Annotated in this window: 15 protein-coding genes; 10 read left to right on the plus strand and 5 right to left on the minus strand. The window is 59.6% G+C overall.

Going from position 1 to position 16546, the window contains the following annotated elements; genetic code table 11:
• Nucleotides 1-330: 330 nt before the first annotated feature.
• On the minus strand, nucleotides 331-813 hold the full coding sequence (locus ABJN75_RS07710; protein ID WP_348438391.1) for a hypothetical protein: 483 nt from the start codon (nucleotides 811-813) through the stop codon (nucleotides 331-333).
• Between ABJN75_RS07710 and ABJN75_RS07715 the strand changes: the two genes are divergently transcribed.
• Nucleotides 799-4245 (plus strand): PAS-domain containing protein, encoded by a 3447-nt coding sequence (locus tag ABJN75_RS07715; RefSeq protein WP_348438393.1) that lies wholly within the window; start codon nucleotides 799-801, stop codon nucleotides 4243-4245. The two genes, ABJN75_RS07710 and ABJN75_RS07715, sit on opposite strands and share 15 nt — an antisense overlap.
• Here ABJN75_RS07715 and mnmD read toward each other — a convergent pair.
• Nucleotides 4232-4984, minus strand: coding sequence for a tRNA (5-methylaminomethyl-2-thiouridine)(34)-methyltransferase MnmD (gene mnmD, locus ABJN75_RS07720; protein ID WP_348438395.1), 753 nt, complete (start codon nucleotides 4982-4984; stop codon nucleotides 4232-4234). The two genes, ABJN75_RS07715 and mnmD, sit on opposite strands and share 14 nt — an antisense overlap.
• On the opposite strand from mnmD, the gene ABJN75_RS07725 reads away from it, so the two are divergent.
• The 5 genes from ABJN75_RS07725 (at nucleotide 4983) to uraH (ending at nucleotide 8575) form a co-directional block, all read left to right on the plus strand.
• Nucleotides 4983-6167 (plus strand): FAD-dependent oxidoreductase, encoded by a 1185-nt coding sequence (locus ABJN75_RS07725; RefSeq protein WP_348438397.1) that lies wholly within the window; start codon nucleotides 4983-4985, stop codon nucleotides 6165-6167. The genes mnmD and ABJN75_RS07725 overlap by 2 nt on opposite strands.
• Nucleotides 6168-6264: 97 nt before the next feature.
• Nucleotides 6265-7188, plus strand: a complete 924-nt coding sequence (gene puuE, locus ABJN75_RS07730) for an allantoinase PuuE (protein WP_348438399.1) — start codon at nucleotides 6265-6267, stop codon at nucleotides 7186-7188.
• A complete protein-coding gene (uraD, locus tag ABJN75_RS07735) occupies nucleotides 7185-7682 on the plus strand; it encodes a 2-oxo-4-hydroxy-4-carboxy-5-ureidoimidazoline decarboxylase (RefSeq protein WP_348438401.1) in 498 nt (165 codons plus the stop codon). The genes puuE and uraD overlap by 4 nt, the downstream gene beginning before the upstream one ends.
• A 6-nt stretch (nucleotides 7683-7688) precedes the next feature.
• Complete coding sequence (locus tag ABJN75_RS07740; protein WP_348438403.1) at nucleotides 7689-8186, plus strand: ureidoglycolate lyase; 498 nt, start codon at nucleotides 7689-7691, stop codon at nucleotides 8184-8186.
• 14 nt (nucleotides 8187-8200) lie between these two features.
• The gene (gene uraH, locus ABJN75_RS07745) at nucleotides 8201-8575 is read left to right on the plus strand and encodes a hydroxyisourate hydrolase (protein ID WP_348438405.1); all 375 of its coding nucleotides are present in this window, start codon (nucleotides 8201-8203) and stop codon (nucleotides 8573-8575) included.
• A gap of 319 nt (nucleotides 8576-8894) precedes the next feature.
• Here uraH and guaD read toward each other — a convergent pair whose 3' ends face one another.
• Together guaD and ABJN75_RS07755 are read right to left on the minus strand one after the other, a co-directional pair.
• Entirely contained in the window at nucleotides 8895-10193 is a 1299-nt protein-coding gene (guaD, locus tag ABJN75_RS07750; protein WP_348438407.1) for a guanine deaminase, read from the minus strand.
• Nucleotides 10190-11428, minus strand: a complete 1239-nt coding sequence (locus ABJN75_RS07755) for a urate hydroxylase PuuD (RefSeq protein WP_348438409.1) — start codon at nucleotides 11426-11428, stop codon at nucleotides 10190-10192. The genes guaD and ABJN75_RS07755 overlap by 4 nt, the downstream gene beginning before the upstream one ends.
• A 284-nt stretch (nucleotides 11429-11712) precedes the next feature.
• Between ABJN75_RS07755 and ugpB the strand changes: the two genes are divergently transcribed.
• From ugpB to ABJN75_RS07775, 4 genes are all read left to right on the plus strand, one after another.
• Nucleotides 11713-13023, plus strand: coding sequence for a sn-glycerol-3-phosphate ABC transporter substrate-binding protein UgpB (gene ugpB / locus ABJN75_RS07760; protein ID WP_348438411.1), 1311 nt, complete (start codon nucleotides 11713-11715; stop codon nucleotides 13021-13023).
• Nucleotides 13024-13084: 61 nt separating this feature from the next.
• Nucleotides 13085-13966 carry a sn-glycerol-3-phosphate ABC transporter permease UgpA gene (gene ugpA / locus ABJN75_RS07765; RefSeq protein WP_348438413.1) on the plus strand — a complete coding sequence of 294 codons (882 nt, stop codon included), beginning with the start codon at nucleotides 13085-13087 and terminating at the stop codon, nucleotides 13964-13966.
• Between the two features lie 8 nt (nucleotides 13967-13974).
• Complete coding sequence (ugpE, locus tag ABJN75_RS07770; protein ID WP_348438421.1) at nucleotides 13975-14811, plus strand: sn-glycerol-3-phosphate ABC transporter permease UgpE; 837 nt, start codon at nucleotides 13975-13977, stop codon at nucleotides 14809-14811.
• Between the two features lie 6 nt (nucleotides 14812-14817).
• Nucleotides 14818-15840, plus strand: a complete 1023-nt coding sequence (locus ABJN75_RS07775; protein WP_348438415.1) for a sn-glycerol-3-phosphate import ATP-binding protein UgpC — start codon at nucleotides 14818-14820, stop codon at nucleotides 15838-15840.
• A gap of 51 nt (nucleotides 15841-15891) precedes the next feature.
• Here the strand turns inward: ABJN75_RS07775 and ABJN75_RS07780 are convergent.
• Nucleotides 15892-16546, minus strand: a 655-nt coding sequence (locus ABJN75_RS07780; RefSeq protein WP_348438417.1) for an MFS transporter, incomplete at its 5' end; no start/stop codon positions are given.

The raw sequence follows: 16546 nt of genomic DNA on the forward strand, positions 1-16546 counted from the left end.
GCTTCGGAATCGCCCGGTCGCGGCCCAACTGGTGCGAGACGCTATGCTGGACCACTCTTTCCTGCAAGCCGTGCCGGAGTGCATATTCTCGCTTTGCCCCTTCACGTGCAGCGCAGACAAGTCTCGCGTAAGCAGTCCAGTCTATTGTGTAACTCATGGTTAACGTTTTCTTCAAAGCCGGTATGCAATGTGACAGGCTGCGAGACGGGCCAAGACGTGCATCAGTGGGGTTGCCGGATGGGTGAGGTGGAAAGTACGGAAGGCGATAACGAGCTTGCGGATGCATGCGCGCGGATCGAAAACGATCCGAATCCGGCATTTGTCAAGGATTCAGAGCTTAGATATGTTGCCGTGAATGCGGCTTACGCAAGAATGTGGGATTGCCTGCCTGGCTTGCTCATTGGTCAGCAAAGTCATCAGCATTTTGATTCGGTCGAGCAGAATGACCGCGATGAGAAAGAGCGCCGCAGCCTTGTTTTTGGAAAAGACCAGGTTGCCCTGTTTGCGCATCCCTTGAAAGGCGGGCGCTACCGCGTTCGCATTCACAGAAAGCGTCAATCCACCGGAAAAACCTTCATCATCGGGCATTTCGAACCAATTGCGGGTGTCCGTTTCGAGACCGGGCCGCTGCACAAGGCTGAGCCGGATGCCGCGCGGTCCGAAATCCAGAATCCGGTTCTCCCGGACGTCAGTAATCCGAGCTCGGAGACGGCGGTGCGCGGAGACCACAAGCTTCTTCAGGCTGCCATAGAAGCGGCAGCTCAGCCAGTGGCGGTGATTGACGGAAGCGGAAGGATCGTGGCGGAAAGTCATTCTCATAAATCCGCGACCGGTCCCTGGCGCGAGACTCCGCTGCCTGACGGCGGGATGATGCGCTGGGTCGCCCCGGACAAGGCCAGTCAGCACCAGGACCATTCCGAGCCGCAAAGTGCTGCTTCTGATATCTCCATGCTGAACAGGTTCAATGAAATCTTCGACCGCATGGATGTCGGCATCGTGCTTTATGATCCGGACGATGTTTTGCTCTACGTCAATCCGGCGATGGATGCGATCACTGCGCCGGATTATAGGCTTGAAGTCGGGCAGACATTACGGTCGATCCTCGAAATCACCTGCAGCATCGACGCCGAGAAAGATCCCGACGCCCGCAGTGCCTGGATCGAGAAACGGATTTTCGAGCACCGCGAAATTGGCAAGCCAACAGTCGAGCAGCTCAAGAACGGCCGTTGGCTTCGCATTGTCAACAGGTCACTCAACGATGGCTGCACACTGGGTTTGCGGATCGATGTCACCAATCTCAAGGAGCGCGAAACCGCTCTGGAAAGCAAGGTGGCGGAAAACGAGATGTTCCGCGCTATCCTCGACGAAATGCCGGTCTCGAGCTTCGTCAAGGATGAGGCGTACCGCTATACATACGTTAACCGCGCCCATGGTCAGTTAACCGGTATTCCCCGCGAAGACATGATTGGCCGAGACGATTATTCGATGTTCGGCGACCATGGCCAGGCATTGCGCGATGTCGATATCAAGGTGATGAATGGAAATGAAGTCATTGAGAGCGAGGCGGATATCACCAACGCCAAGGGCGAGCAGCTCAAACTGATTGACCGGAAAGTCTGCTTCACCGATCCCGGCGGCCGCCGGTATCTCCTGGGAACGACCATCGATGTAAGTGAAATGAAACGCCGCGAAGAAGAAATCTTCGATGCGCGCCGGCTTGCCGAGATCAACCGCTCCGACCTCGAAAGCGTTATCGATGCCATGCACATGGGCGTGGTGGTGGTTGACAGTGAACACCATGTTGAACTGATCAACGATGCTTTCTTCCGGATCTGGAAAATCCAGCCCGAAGACGCCTATATCGGAGCACCCTTCCGGCGGCTCATAGACGTTAATCGGCATAACGGGATCTATCAGGTTGCCGAAGAGAATTTTGAGAAATACGTCGAGGCCCGGCTCGAGGAAATTCGTGAAGGGTATGTCGAACCACGGGAGTTTGCCCGCGCCGACGACAGGACGATGATCTATTCGGTTCGGGCTCTTTCCGAGGGCAAGCGGATGATCTCGTATTTTGATGTAACCGAACTGAAGCAGCGCGAAAAGGAACTGGTTCTTGCCCGCGCCGAGACCGAGCGCGCCGGCGATTTGCTCAGCGGCGCTGCCGGAGCCATGGCGCAAGGTTTGCTTGTCACCAGTCAGGAGAAAATCCAGTTCTCCAATGATGCGTTCATGGAAATGCTCGAAGTGCCGGCGGAAGTGGTGGCTCCGGGCAACACGCTCGATGGATATTTCGCCTACTGCCAGGAACGTGGTGATTATGGCGATGAGGAAAATGCCAAAGCAACCCGGGCGATGATCCTGAAAAACCATCGGGAGGGAATAGCCCACTCGCTCGAACGCCAGGCTGTTAACGGGCGGTGGCTCAGGATTGACGCAAAACCGACAGCCAATCAAATGATGATCGTTACCTATACCGACATCACTGAAGCCAAGACGCGCGAAGACGAACTGAAGGAACTGCTCGGCAAGGCCGAGATCGCCGATCGCGCCAAGTCCGAGTTCCTCGCCAACATGAGCCACGAAATACGCACTCCCATGAACGGCGTTCTGGGGATGGCGGAGCTGTTGTCCCGGACCGAAATGGATACGCGCCAGCGCACCTTCACCGACATTATCGTCAAGTCCGGCAATGCGCTATTGACCATCATCAACGATATTCTGGACTTCTCGAAAATCGACGCCGGGCAAATGGTTCTCGATGAGGCCACGTTCGACATCCGCGAGGCGATCGAGGATGTCGCGACCCTGGTCTCCAGCCGTGCCGCGGAAAAGGACATCGAGCTTATTGTCCGCATTGATCCTGAAATTCCGGCCCGCGTAATCGGCGACATGGGGCGGATGCGCCAGATCATTACCAATCTGGCCGGCAATGCCATCAAGTTCACCGAAGCCGGCCATGTTCTGATCGAACTGACCGGAACCGTGAACGCGGACCACGCGCTTGAAATGAAGCTCCGGGTGCAGGATACCGGAATCGGAATACCGAAAGACAAGCTCCAGGCGGTCTTCGAGCAGTTCTCCCAGGTCGACAACTCCTCCACACGCCGACATGAAGGTACCGGGCTCGGGTTGGCAATCACCTCGCGGCTGGTGAGTCTGATGAATGGCCGGATCAGCGTCGACAGTGTTGATGGCGAAGGCTCCGTGTTCACTGTCGAAATTGCACTTCCGGTTGACGCCAATGCCGCACCGGTCCGGATTGCACCAATCGACGTGACGGGCTCCAGGGTCCTTGTCATCGATGACAATGCGGTCAACCGTGCCATTTTGAACGAACAATTGACCGCCTGGGGATTTGATGCCTGTGCCGCCGTTTCCGGGCAGGAGGGCATCGAGGTGCTCAAGGCTGCCGCGGAATTTGCGGTGCCTGTCGACGCGATCATTCTTGATTACCACATGCCGGACATGGACGGAGTGATGACCGCACGCCTCATCAGGCAGAATTTCGGTGCTGATTACCCGCCGATCATCATGCTGACGTCGATGGACATCAAATCTTCCGACACCGACATCAGGTCAAGTATCGTGCAGGCCACGCTGATGAAGCCGGCGCGCTCGTCGCTGCTTCTCGAAACCATTGTCGAGGTGCTGCAGGTCACTGCCCAATCGCAGGGCAAGGTGGCGCCACGCGCTGCGGCTGGATTGAAGACTGCAGGCGGCGGTATTCCCGCTCTGGCGCAGTCGGCCCCGGCGCAGGCTTCAGAACAAAGGCCGGATCAATCCCGCCTCCGGGATCAGGGAAAGCCAGCACCGGTGCGGAACGAGGCTTCGCCTCACAGCCATCTTGATGTACTCGTGGCGGAGGACAACGAGGTCAACCAGATTGTATTCACGCAGATCCTCGAGGAGTTTGGTGTGCGTTACCAGATTGCCGACAATGGCGGCAGCGCCTTTGAGCTCTGGAAGAGTCACCGCCCGTCAATGGTGTTGATGGATGTTTCCATGCCGGTGATGAACGGACATCAGGCGACCCAGGCGATCCGCAAGGCCGAAGCCGAGGATTCCCGACTTGGCCGGACGCCGGTCGTTGGCGTCACCGCCCACGCCCTGACCGGTGACAAGGAGCGGTGCCTGGAAGCCGGTATGGATGACTATCTGTCCAAGCCGATCAGCCCGGAAAAGCTCGAAGCGAAGATACGGGAATGGTTACCCGCCGAAATTTCGGCCCGGATCAATCAGGGCTGATATCGCGTGCACCAAGAACGCCGGCGCTCATGTCGCGTTTGTCCGCATGGCCGGGGCGTTTTTCCACTGTGAACCCGGCTGCCTGCAGGTTGCGCCGCACCCAGCCGGCTGCGGAGTAGGTGGCAAACGTCCCGCCCTGGACGCTCCGCTCCGCGACCAGGCGCATCAACTCCGGCGACCACATGTCCGGATTGCGCGCAGGCGCGAAGCCGTCAAGATACCAGGCGTCTGAAGCAAATCGCGCTGTACCGAGCGCTTCGAGTGCCATCCCGGTGTAAATATACAGTCTGAGCGACTTTCCGGCGCTCTGAAAATCAATCCTGATGTCACCCGATGGCTCATCGGGCCATGCCGCGGCCAGTTGCGAGGTCTTGTCGGCCAGATCCGGCCATGTGGTCAGGGCGCGCGCCATTTCGCTGCGTTTGAGCGGGTGCAGTTCGAAGGAATGAAACTCCAGCAACGCCCCGTCCGGGGCCGCAGCTTCCCAGACCGACCAGGTCTCAATGAAATTGAGCCCGGTGCCGAAGCCAAGTTCACCGATGACAAAGCGTTGCCGTCCGGCAAACCGCCCGGGCAGGCCGTTGCCGCACAGAAACACATGCCGGCATTCGTCCCGGCCATCGGCGCGGGAATAATAGAAGTCGCCAAATTCCTCCGAATAGGGCATATCGCCTTCGTGCCAGGACAGCTGTTTGGGCTGCAGGCTTGCGTCGTCATCGGTGTCAGGAGGATCGATCATGGGTGTTGCCGATAACGGCGTGGTGCGCGGCGGTCAAGCTGTTCCCGATCTCCTGGTCGCCGGCGCGGGTGTTGCGGGCCTGTGGCTTACCCTGAAAGCGGCTCGCGCCGGCCTGTCGGTCATGCTGGTCGATCCCGGCACTCCCGGCTGTGGCGCCAGCGGCGGGTTTCTGGGCGCGTTGATGCCGCATAGCCCCGAACGCTGGAACGGCAAGAAGGACTTCCAGTTCCGCGCCCTGGTCGATCTCGAAGATGAAGTGGCGCGGCTGGAATCGGAAACCGGAACCAGGTGCGGTTACCGTCGCGTTGGCCGCATTCTGCCCTTGACCTCAGAGCGCGGGCGAAGCGCTGCCATCGATCAGATTGCCGAGGCCCGCACCAATTGGGGCGCGGGCTTCAGCCAGGAAGTCAGCCACGCGCCCGTCAGGTCCGGATGGCCGGACATGCTGCGCGCTCCGCACGGCGTGGTTCATGAAACGCTTTCGGCCAGACTGTCGCCGCCGGGTTTGCTCGGGGCGCTCCTGGCAAGCCTTGCGGTGATGCCCAATGTTGATCTGCGTGTCGGCACTGCGGTGATGGATGTCACGCCGGGGGAGCACAAGGCCCGACTGTCCGACGGATCGGTGGTCACCTACGGGCACATCGCGCTCGCCAGCGGTGTTGGTGCATTTCCATTGATCGCGCGTGCGGCAGGTCTTCCCGCCGGGGCTCTGGGCGGCGGAGTGAAAGGGCAGGCGGCGCTGCTCGATGCCGAGGCATCCCCCGATTTGCCGCTGGTCTACCATGACGGGGTCTATGTGCTTGTCCACGACAATGGTCATGTCGCGGTGGGTTCGACCAGCGAACGGGATTATGACGACCCGGTCAGCACCGATACCCAACTCGACGAAATTGTCGCAAGGGCGCGCAAGCTCTGCCCGGTCCTCAAGCACGCGCCGGTATTACGGCGCTGGGCCGGTGTCCGGCCCCGCGCAATTGGTCGCGATCCGATGCTGGGTCCGGTTCCCGGCGCGCCCGGCGTGCTGGCCATGGCCGGCGGATTCAAGATCAGCTTCGGCATAGCTCATCGCATGGCCGATTGCGTTGTTGCAGAAGTGACCGGGACAAAGGGTCCCGAGATGCCCCACAGCTTTTCGGTCGAATACCATGCCGCCAAGGCTGCCGGTAAAACTGTGACCGGCTGAAATCGCTGCAACAGCTTGCGGTTTTTCTTCAAAGTCGAGGTCTCGACATTTGAGGCGGTGCTGGTACCGTTCGCCGCAAACCTAAATGGACGGATTCATGAGCAAGACACCCTATCCCCGTGACATGATCGGCTATGGCCGCACACCGCCGGACCCGCAATGGCCGGGCGGCGCGCATTGCGCGGTCCAGTTTGTCGTCAACTATGAGGAAGGTGGCGAAAGCTGCATTCTCGACGGCGACCCGTCGTCGGAAAACCTGCTGTCGGAAATCGTTGGCGCACAACCATGGCCGGGGCAGCGCAACACCAATATGGAATCGCTTTACGAGTACGGTTCCCGCGCGGGCTTCTGGCGGCTCTGGCGCATGTTCACCGAGCGCAACATGCCGGTTACGGTGTATGGCGTTGCTCTCGCCATGCAGCGCAACCCGGAAGCTGTTGCTGCGATGAAGGAAGCCGGCTGGGAGATTGCCAGCCACGGGCTTCGATGGCTCGAATACAAGGATTTCACCGAAGCCGAAGAACGCCGGCACATTGCCGAATGTGTCCGCATCCACACCGAAGTGACCGGGTCCCGGCCGCTGGGCATCTATCAGGGCAAGCCTTCGGTCAATACCTTGCAGCTCGTCATGGAGGAGGGCGGTTTCGTTTATTCAGCCGATTCCTACGCCGATGACCTGCCCTACTGGGTCGGCGGACCGAAGGGCCCGCATCTGATCGTGCCCTATACGCTCGATGCCAACGACATGCGCTTCGCCACCCCGCAGGGCTTCAATTCCGGCGACCAGTTTTTCACCTATCTCAAGGACACTTTCGATGTGCTGATGGCCGAAGGCGCTGCCGGCAGTCCGAAAATGATGTCGATCGGGCTGCATTGCCGCCTTGTCGGCCGGCCCGGGCGCGCCGCGGCACTGGCGCGGTTCCTCGATTATGTCGCGTCTCATGACAAGGCCTGGATCACCCGCCGCATTGATATCGCCAATCACTGGCATGCCCATCACCATCCGGAGACACAGCGATGAATGCCCGCACTGACTTTGTCGACCGGTTTGGCGGTGTCTTCGAGCACTCGCCCTGGATTGCCGAGCGGGCTTACGATCATGGCCGCATTGCTGAACCGCTGCAGGCAAACGCAGTTCATCAGGCGCTATGCGCCGAGTTTCGTGCCGCCAGTCATGCCGAGCGGATGGACGTGTTGCGCGCCCATCCCGATCTGGCCGGAAAGCTGGCGATCTCTGGTGATCTCACGCAGGAATCGAAATCCGAGCAGGCCGGCGCCGGCCTTGACCGGCTGAGTGCGGCCGAGCATGCCCGCTTCACCGAGCTCAACACCCGCTACATGAGCGGTTTCGGGTTTCCCTTCATCATTGCCGTCAAGGGGCACGACAAGGACAGCATTCTGTCAGCCTTCGAGACCCGGATCGGCAATGATCAGGCAACCGAGTTCGAAACCGCCTGCGCGCAGGTCGAAAAGATCGCCGGGTTTCGCATAACCTCTCTTCTGGCGGAAATGTGAGCATCCATGCAAAAGCTTGACCTCGAACCTCTGACCGCGGAAGCGTTCGCGCCGTTCGGCACGGTGATGGATATCGACGCTGCCGAAAAGCGGATGATCAATGGCGGCACCACCGAGCGGTTTCATGCGCTGGCCATGGCCGATACCGAAGCCGAAGGCGGGCGCACGATCCTGTCGCTGTTTCGCGGCCAGCCGCGCGCGTTTCCCTATCCGGTCGACATGATGGAGCGCCATCCGCTGGGCAGCCAGGCTTTCTTTCCGCTCACACGCCGGCCCTGGATCGCGGTCGTCGCCCTCGATGCCGATGGCAAACCGGGGCAGCCGCGCGCATTCCTGGTTCCGGGCCATGTTGGCGTGCAGTACGCCGCCAATGTCTGGCATCACCCGCTGATCGCGGTGGGGCAACCAGCCGATTTTCTGGTGATGGATCGGGCAGGCGGCGGCTCCAATCTCGAAGAAGCCGGCTACGATGCGCCCTATTTGATCGCCACAGAACCGAATTGACCAAGGAGACGCCGATGTCCGCCATGCCGCTTCCAACCGGACGCCTGACCACCCATGTGCTGGACACGGCCCGCGGCTGCCCCGCCGCCGGAATGGTGGTCGAGTTGATGCGGGTCGAAGGACTTGAACATCATCTGCTCAAGACCGTCCAAACCAATGATGATGGCCGCGTCGATGCGCCGCTTCTGACCGGTGTTGACCTTGCCAAGGGGGTTTATGAACTGCGGTTTCACGCCGGAGACTATCTGCGCTCGACCGGCACGACGCTGCCAGATCCGGCGTTTCTGGACGTGATCCCGATCCGCTTCGGCATTGCCGACACCAGCGCGCATTACCATGTGCCGCTGCTGATCTCCGCCTACAGCTATTCAACCTATCGCGGCAGCTGACAGGCGCGCCCCGGCCCGTGTGTCGCCCGGAGGCGGAGGTTTTTGGGTGCTCTAAGGAAAAACCGGCGGGCCGGAAAAAGCGAAAGCCGCGTGGCAGTACATCCGTGCTCACGCGACTTATAAGCAACCCTCGTAAGGACTGCTGCTGACAAACAGCTTGCATGAAAAGAGTTAACCAAAAGTTAAGACGAAATTATGACAGCGCCGAATCTCATGCCTGCCGCGCAAAAAATGCAGCGGATTTGCGGTTCCGACATGCAAGAACAAGGAACTGACGCGCGGCATCTCAAGGCGTTTGAATGCGACGCGCGTCAGGTATCTATACTGGACGGACAGCCTCTCCGGCGACATAGACCTGGCTGACGGACCGGTCATCCCCCAGCGTTTGCAGAACGAACAGTTCCTCTTCCAGGGTCTGCACGGTCTCCATGCGGATCCGCATCGCCGGTGTGGCGCTTGTGTCGAGCGCTATGATGTCGGCGTCGGTTCCAGGCTCCAGCGTTCCGATACGGTCCACAAGCCCCAGAGCTTCGGCATTGCCGCGTGTGGCCTGCCAGAAATTCTCGATCGGGGGCAGCCGGTGATTGCGCAATTGCTGGATCTTGTAGGCCTCATCCAGGGTCCGCAGCATCGAATAGCTCGATCCGCCGCCGATATCGGTGGCAATAGCGGTGCGCACGCCGTGTTCCCTGATGCGCTTGAGATCAAACAGCCCGGAGCCGAGAAACAGGTTGGAAGTGGGGCAATGCACCGCGACAGACCCGGCATCCGCAATGGCGTCCATCTCCCGGTCCGACAGGTGGATGGCGTGGCCCAGCAACATCTTGCGGGTCAACAGGCCGTAACGCGCATAGACATCGGTGTAGTCCTTTGCCTCCGGATAGAGTTCCAGTGTGTAGGCGATCTCGGCGTTGTTTTCAGACAGGTGGGTTTGTATCAGCAGGTCCGGATGCTCGCGCACCAGCGTTCCGGCGGCTTCCAGTTGCGCCGGGCTCGATGTGATGGCGAAGCGCGGCGTAATCGCCACATGATTGCGGCCCTTGCCGTGCCAGGCCTCGATCAACGCCCTGGTGTCGTCATAGCTCGATTGAGCGGTGTCGGTCAGCGCGTCCGGCGCGTTCCGGTCCATCATCACCTTGCCGCCGACCATCAACAGGTTGCGCCGCGCGGCCTCGGCGAAATAGGCGTCGGCAGAGCCCTTGTGCACCGAGCAATAGGCTGCCGCCGTGGTGGTGCCCTGACGCAGCAATTCGTCAAAAAAAAGCCTGGCGAAGCGGGCCGCATGATCCGCATCGGCGAATTTCTGCTCCTCGACGAAGGTGTAGGTGTTGAGCCATTCCAGCAGGTTTGCCGCATAGCTGGCCGTGACCTGCATCTGCGGAAAGTGAATGTGTGGGTCAATGAAGCCGGCCATCAGAATGAGTGGCCGGTGATCGATCACCTCGATACCCGACGGCGATCGGAGCCTGATCTCGTCATAGGCGCCGCAAGCCGCAATCCGTCCGTTTTCGACGAGTAACGCGCCGTCCTCCACGAACAGGTAGCTGCCATGATCGTCACGGGCCTGCGGGCGCGATTTGAAACTGAGCACCCGTCCGCGCAGAAGTTTCACGCTCATTTACCGCTATCGCCCGCGATGGTGGATTCGTACCAGGCGACGATCAAAGCCCGTTCTTCCGGTTCGACGAAGGTGATATTGCCCGGCGGCATGGCGTGGCTGCGCCCCGCCTGAATGTAGATTTCCCGCGCATGGCGAGCGATGTCGGCATCGGTTTCAAGCCTCACATCCTTGGGCGCACGCGCGATCCCGTCCCAGAACGGCTCTGCCGCATGGCACATCGAGCAGCGGCCCATAATGGTTTCACTGACAGCCTCGAAATGGGCATTGGCGACAAATCGCTCATGCACCGGCGCCAGTGAGGCTTCTTCGATCACTTCGTCGGTACGCGGCAGGCTCGACAGCCAGATGATGGCGATGAACAGGGCGACGGTCGCGGCCCAGGTCCAGTGCGGCTTGCCCTTGCGCGCATGCACGGTGTTGAACCAGTGCCGGATGGTCACGCCCATCAGGAACACAAGTGCTGCGATCAGCCAGTTCCACTGGGTGGCGAACGCCAGCGGATAGTGGTTGGACAGCATCAGGAAGATCACCGGCAGGGTAAGGTAGTTGTTGTGCAGCGAGCGTTGCTTGGCAATGCGGCCATATTTCGGATCGGGCGTGCGGCCCGCCTTCAGGTCAGCCACGACGATCTTCTGGTTGGGGATGATGATCATCGCCACATTGGCGGTCATGATGGTGGCGGTGAACGCGCCCAGGTGCAACAACGCGGCCCGGCCGGTAAACACCTGGGTATACCCCCAGGCCATCGCCACCAGCACGCCGAACAACACCACCATCAGCCCGGCCGTGCTTTGGCCGATCGGCGATTTGCACAGCAGATCATAGATGATCCACCCAAGCACGATCGAGATGAGCGAAATTGCGATTGCCACCGGCGCGGTGACATCCAGCACGTTGGCGTCGATCAGATAAAGCTCGGCCCCGGCATAATAGACCACGCCCAGCATGGCGACGCCCGAGAGCCATGTCGCATAGCTCTCCCATTTGAACCAGGTCAGGTGTTCGGGCAGGTTCGGCGGCGCCACCAGGTATTTCTGGATGTGATAAAACCCGCCACCATGGACCTGCCACTCTTCGCCATAGGCGCCTTCGGGTAGGCCGGGACGCTGCACCAGGCCAAGATCGAGCGCGATGAAATAAAACGACGATCCGATCCATGCGATGGCCGTGATCACATGCAGCCAGCGTGTGGCCAGGCTGAGCCATTCCCAAAGGAGAGCATAATCATACATGAGGGCCCCTCGCACATTTGTGTCGGTTGGTTTTTGCAGCGCACATGATGCGCAATGCGGTGTGGAATGGAAAGCCCGGCCCGGCCTTTTGGTGGAAAAATAAGTTTATGGATTTTCCTGATAATCGAGCTGATTGCCTGTTGAAATTAAGAGGGTTGGTTGGACGTTATCCACAACCGTTGTCACACAGCTGTTTTCGTTTGCACGGTAAATCTGCCGGGGTTACGTTTCCCTTTCGGGTTACGTTCGTTTTCACGCGTTTCCCAGCACGGGAGGAAGTTCAAATGAAAAAATTCATCGCCGCCGGCGTTGTCGCCGCACTCATGTCGGGCGTCGCGCCAGCCAGCGCCGCCACTCAGGTTGATTTCTGGCATGCAATGACCGGACGCCTTGGAGAGTTGCTTGATGAGCAGGTCGCCAAGTTCAATGCGTCCCAGACAGACTACGTCGTGGTTGCCACCAACAAGGGCAATTATTCTGAAACGCTGAATGCCGGCATTGCCGCGTTCCGGGCTGGTGAACAGCCGGACATTCTTCAGGTTTTCGAAGTCGGCACCGCCACCATGATGGCCGCCAAGGGCGCCATCAAGCCGGTCTATGAGGTGATGGCAGAATCCGGGTTGCCGTTTGACCAGTCGGTCTATCTTGCCGCTGTTGCAGGATATTACACCACCACCGACGGTCAGATGCTGTCACTGCCATACAATTCCTCGACACCGGTCCTCTACGTCAACAAGGACGCGCTGAAGGCCGCCGGTCTTGATCCGGAAATGGATCTGTCGACCTGGGACAAGGTCGGGACCGCTCTTGATGCGCTCAAGGAATCGGGCAACAAATGCCCGCTCACGACCGCTTGGCAGAGCTGGGTTCATCTCGAGAACCTCTCCGCCTACCACAATGTTCCTTTTGCTTCGAAAGAGAACGGGTTCGCAGGCGTTGATACCGAGCTGAGCTTGAATGGCGACGTTCAGGTCAAGCATATCGAGGCCATGGGCCAGTGGGCCAAAGATGGCAAGTTCATCTATTCGGGCCGTCGCAACGAAGGCGGTGCACCATTCCGCGCTGGCGAATGTGCGCTGTACACCGAATCCTCGGCCGGTTACGCAGGTGTGAAGAAGGAAGCAACTTTCGACTTCGCCATCCGCCCGCTGCCTTATTGGAGCGAAGTGGAAGGTGCGCCGCAGAACACCATTATTGGTGGCGCATCCCTGTGGGCCATGCAGGGCCAGACACCGGAAGAATACAACGGCGTGGCCGCGTTCTTCAACTTCCTTTCAAGCTCCGATATCCAGGCCAAATGGCACCAGGACACCGGATACCTGCCGATCACCATGGAAGCTTACGAAGCAACCAAGGCTTCCGGGTATTATGACGAAAACCCCGGCACCGACATTGCCATCATCCAGATGACCGGCAAGGCTCCGACCGCCAATTCCAAGGGGTTGCGTCTGGGTAATTTCGACCAGATCCGCGGCATCATCGATGAAGAACTCGAAGGTGTGTGGAACGGGTCCAAGTCCGCAAAGGATGCGCTGGATTCGGCCAACGACCGTGGCAACGAACTGCTTCGCCGTTTCGAGCAGGCCAACCGCTAACACAATTGATCCGGCGGGGCCTCAATGGCTCCGCCGGGCTTCTCTTTAGCGCCGGTGATCCATGGAAAAACGCGTCGTATTTGACAACCGTTGGCTGCCCTATCTGCTGGTCGCCCCGCAGTTGCTTGTCACCTTCGTGTTTTTCTTCTGGCCGGCAGGGCAGGCGGTTTACCAGTCCGCCTTCATTCCGGACCCGTTCGGACTCAAGACCCAGTTCGTAGGTCTTGGAAACTTCGAATATCTCTTCAGCAACCGGTATTACCGGGAATCCTTTTTCACCACCGCAATCTTCTCCGTGCTGGTCACCGTCTCGGCGATGTCGTTCGCACTGTGGCTGGCTGTGCTGGCTGATCGCGTCATCAAGGGATCAAGCGCTTACCGTACGCTGCTGATCTGGCCCTATGCCGTGGCTCCCGCGATTGCCGGGGTGCTGTGGCTGTTCATGTTCAATCCGTTCACCGGCATCATCGCCTGGATGCTGTCCGAGCTCGGCTATGCCTGGAACCACAATCTCGATGGCGGTCAGGCCATGGCGCTGGTGGTGGCGGCCTCGGCCTGGAAGCAGATCAGTTACAATTTCCTGTTCTTCATTGCCGGTCTGCAGGCGATTCCGAAAAGCGTCCTCGAGGCCGCCGCGATCGACGGCGCCAGCTTCTGGCGCAGATTCTGGACCATCGTCTTTCCGCTGCTGTCTCCAACCACGTTTTTCCTGCTTGTGGTCAACATCATCTATGCATTCTTTGACACCTTTGGCGTGATCCACACCATCACCCAGGGCGGACCGCAGCAATCCACAACCATTCTTGTCTACAAGGTTTTCGCCGATGGTTTTGTTGGTCAGGACTTGGGCTCATCGGCAGCCCAGTCGGTGGTGCTTCTGGCGCTTGTCGGCGTGCTGACCGTGGTTCAGTTCCGTTTCATTGAACGACGGGTGCATTACTGATGAGCGGCATGGTCGAAAAACGTGGGCTTGGCACCTGGCTCACCCATGCCGGACTGATCTTCGGTATCGCGGTGATCTGTTTCCCGATCTGGATCGCCTTCGTTGCCTCGACGGTGACCCAGGACGAACTGATCCGGCCACCGATGCCGCTGCTGCCGGGGCCGCATTTCTTCGACAACTATCTTGAGGCGCTGCTGACCGGTGGCGTGGCGCCGGTGTGGCAGATGCTGGTCAACTCGCTGGTCATGGCGCTTGGCATCACCATCGGCAAGATCATCATCTCGCTGCTTTCGGCCTACGCCATCGTCTATTTCAAGTTCCGGTTCCGGATGCTGTTCTTCTGGCTGATCTTCATGACGCTGATGCTGCCGGTCGAGGTGCGCATCGTGCCCACCTACGAGGTCGTGGCCAGTCTCGGGCTGCTCAACAGCTACACCGGTCTGATCCTGCCGCTGATCGCCTCGGCAACGGCCACGTTCCTGTTCAGGCAATTGTTCATGACCATCCCCGATGAACTGACCGAAGCCGCGCGCGTGGATGGTGCCGGCCCTGTCCGCTTCTTCATCGATATCCTGCTGCCGATGTCGCGCACCAACATCGCGGCCCTCTTCGTCATTCTGTTCATCTATGGCTGGAACCAGTATCTCTGGCCATTGCTGATCACCACCGATCCTTCCATGAACACCGTGATCATGGGCATCAAGCAGATGTTGCCGACCGGCGACCAGACCGTGGAATGGCCGGTGATCATGGCGACAGCCATGCTGGCCATGCTGCCACCGGTGCTGGTGGTGGTCGGCATGCAAAGGCTCTTTGTCAAGGGCTTGGTCGAAAGCGAGAAATGAATTCCCATGGCTGAAATCAAACTTGAAGCGATCAGGAAAAGTTACGGCCGCACCGAAGTCATTCACGGCATCGACGCGGAAATTGCCGATGGCGAGTTCATTGTCATCGTCGGACCGTCCGGCTGCGGCAAGTCAACGCTGCTGCGCATGGTCGCGGGCCTCGAAACCATCACTTCTGGTGATGTCCACATTGGCGACCGCGTGGTCAACACGCTTGAGCCGCGCGAACGCGATATCGCCATGGTGTTCCAGAACTACGCGCTCTATCCGCACATGAGCGTCTACGACAACATGGCCTATGGCCTCAAGATCGCCAATGTCCCCAAGCCCGAGATCCTGTCGCGGGTCACGGAAGCGGCTCGGATGCTTGAGCTGGAACCTTATCTCGATCGCAAGCCGCGGCAACTCTCCGGCGGTCAGCGCCAGCGTGTCGCCATGGGGCGCGCGATCGTGCGCAAACCGGCGGTGTTCCTGTTTGACGAACCTCTTTCCAACCTCGACGCCAAGCTTCGGGTGCAGATGCGACTCGAGATCAAGGCGCTGCAGCGCAAACTTGGCGTCACGGCGCTGTATGTGACCCATGATCAGGTCGAGGCGATGACGCTGGCCGACAGGATGATCGTGATGAACGCCGGCATTGCCGAACAGATCGGGGCGCCGCTTGAAGTCTACGCAAATCCGGCGACATTGTTTGTCGCGGGCTTCATCGGTTCGCCGCCGATGAATGTTCTCAGCCACGAGATCCGTTCAGGCAAAGCAGCACTGGCGCCCGGAGCCGTCATCGGCGTAAGGCCGGAACATATCGAACTCGTTGCCGCGGGCGCAGGCCTGATCGATTTCGATATCGCGTTCTGTGAGCCGCTGGGCGCGGAAACCCTCGTGCATGGCGTGACCGCGGCAGGCGACAAGATGGTTGCGCGCATTGATGGCGAGATGCGACCGCCGGCTGAGGGCACCCGCATCGGACTGGCGATTGATCCGGCGCGTATTCTCGCCTTCGACGCTTCGGGCCGTCGCACCGGGAGCTGATCGCTGCATTCGGGCCTGTGCCCGGATGCGGGTGTCAGATCTTCCCTTGCCTCAGTCCAGATGGGCCGCTGCAGGCGCCGCGGTGGCCGCCGAGGCCCTCGGCTTGCGCAGCATCAGCGCCAGCGGAACCGCGAACAGCGTCACCAGCATCATCAGCTTGAAATCATTGTTGTACGAAATCATCAGTGATTGCTGGTTGACCAGTCCGTCAAGCACTTCCAGCATCGCCGGATCGGTCGCCGATCCGGGCAACAGGCCCTTCAAGACTGGATTGAACGGGTTGATGAAGGCGCCAAGTTCCTGATGATTGATCTGCACAGAGCGGGACAGGAGCAATGTCACCACCGAAATGCCGATTGACGAACCGATATTGCGGACCAGGCTGAACAGGCTGGCGGCGTCGGTGCGGAACCGGACATCGAGCGTCGCAAACGCCACGGTCGAAAGCGGCACGAAGACCAGACCGAGGCCAAGGCCCTGGATGACACCGGTCCAGATGACCGGTGCGCTGTCCATCTGCGGCGAGAAGCCGGTCATCATGTAAAGCGACAGTGCTGTCAGCAGCAACCCGGTTATCACCAGATATCGTGGATCCACCAGGCGCACCAGTCGGCCGACCAGAATCATCGATACCATGGTGCCCATGCCGCGCGGCGCCATCACCAGTCCGGTCGTGATCGTCGAGTAGCCGAACACATGCGACAAC

This window comes from Hoeflea sp. (genome assembly GCF_039975035.1).
Classification (GTDB): Bacteria; Pseudomonadota; Alphaproteobacteria; order Rhizobiales; family Rhizobiaceae; genus Hoeflea.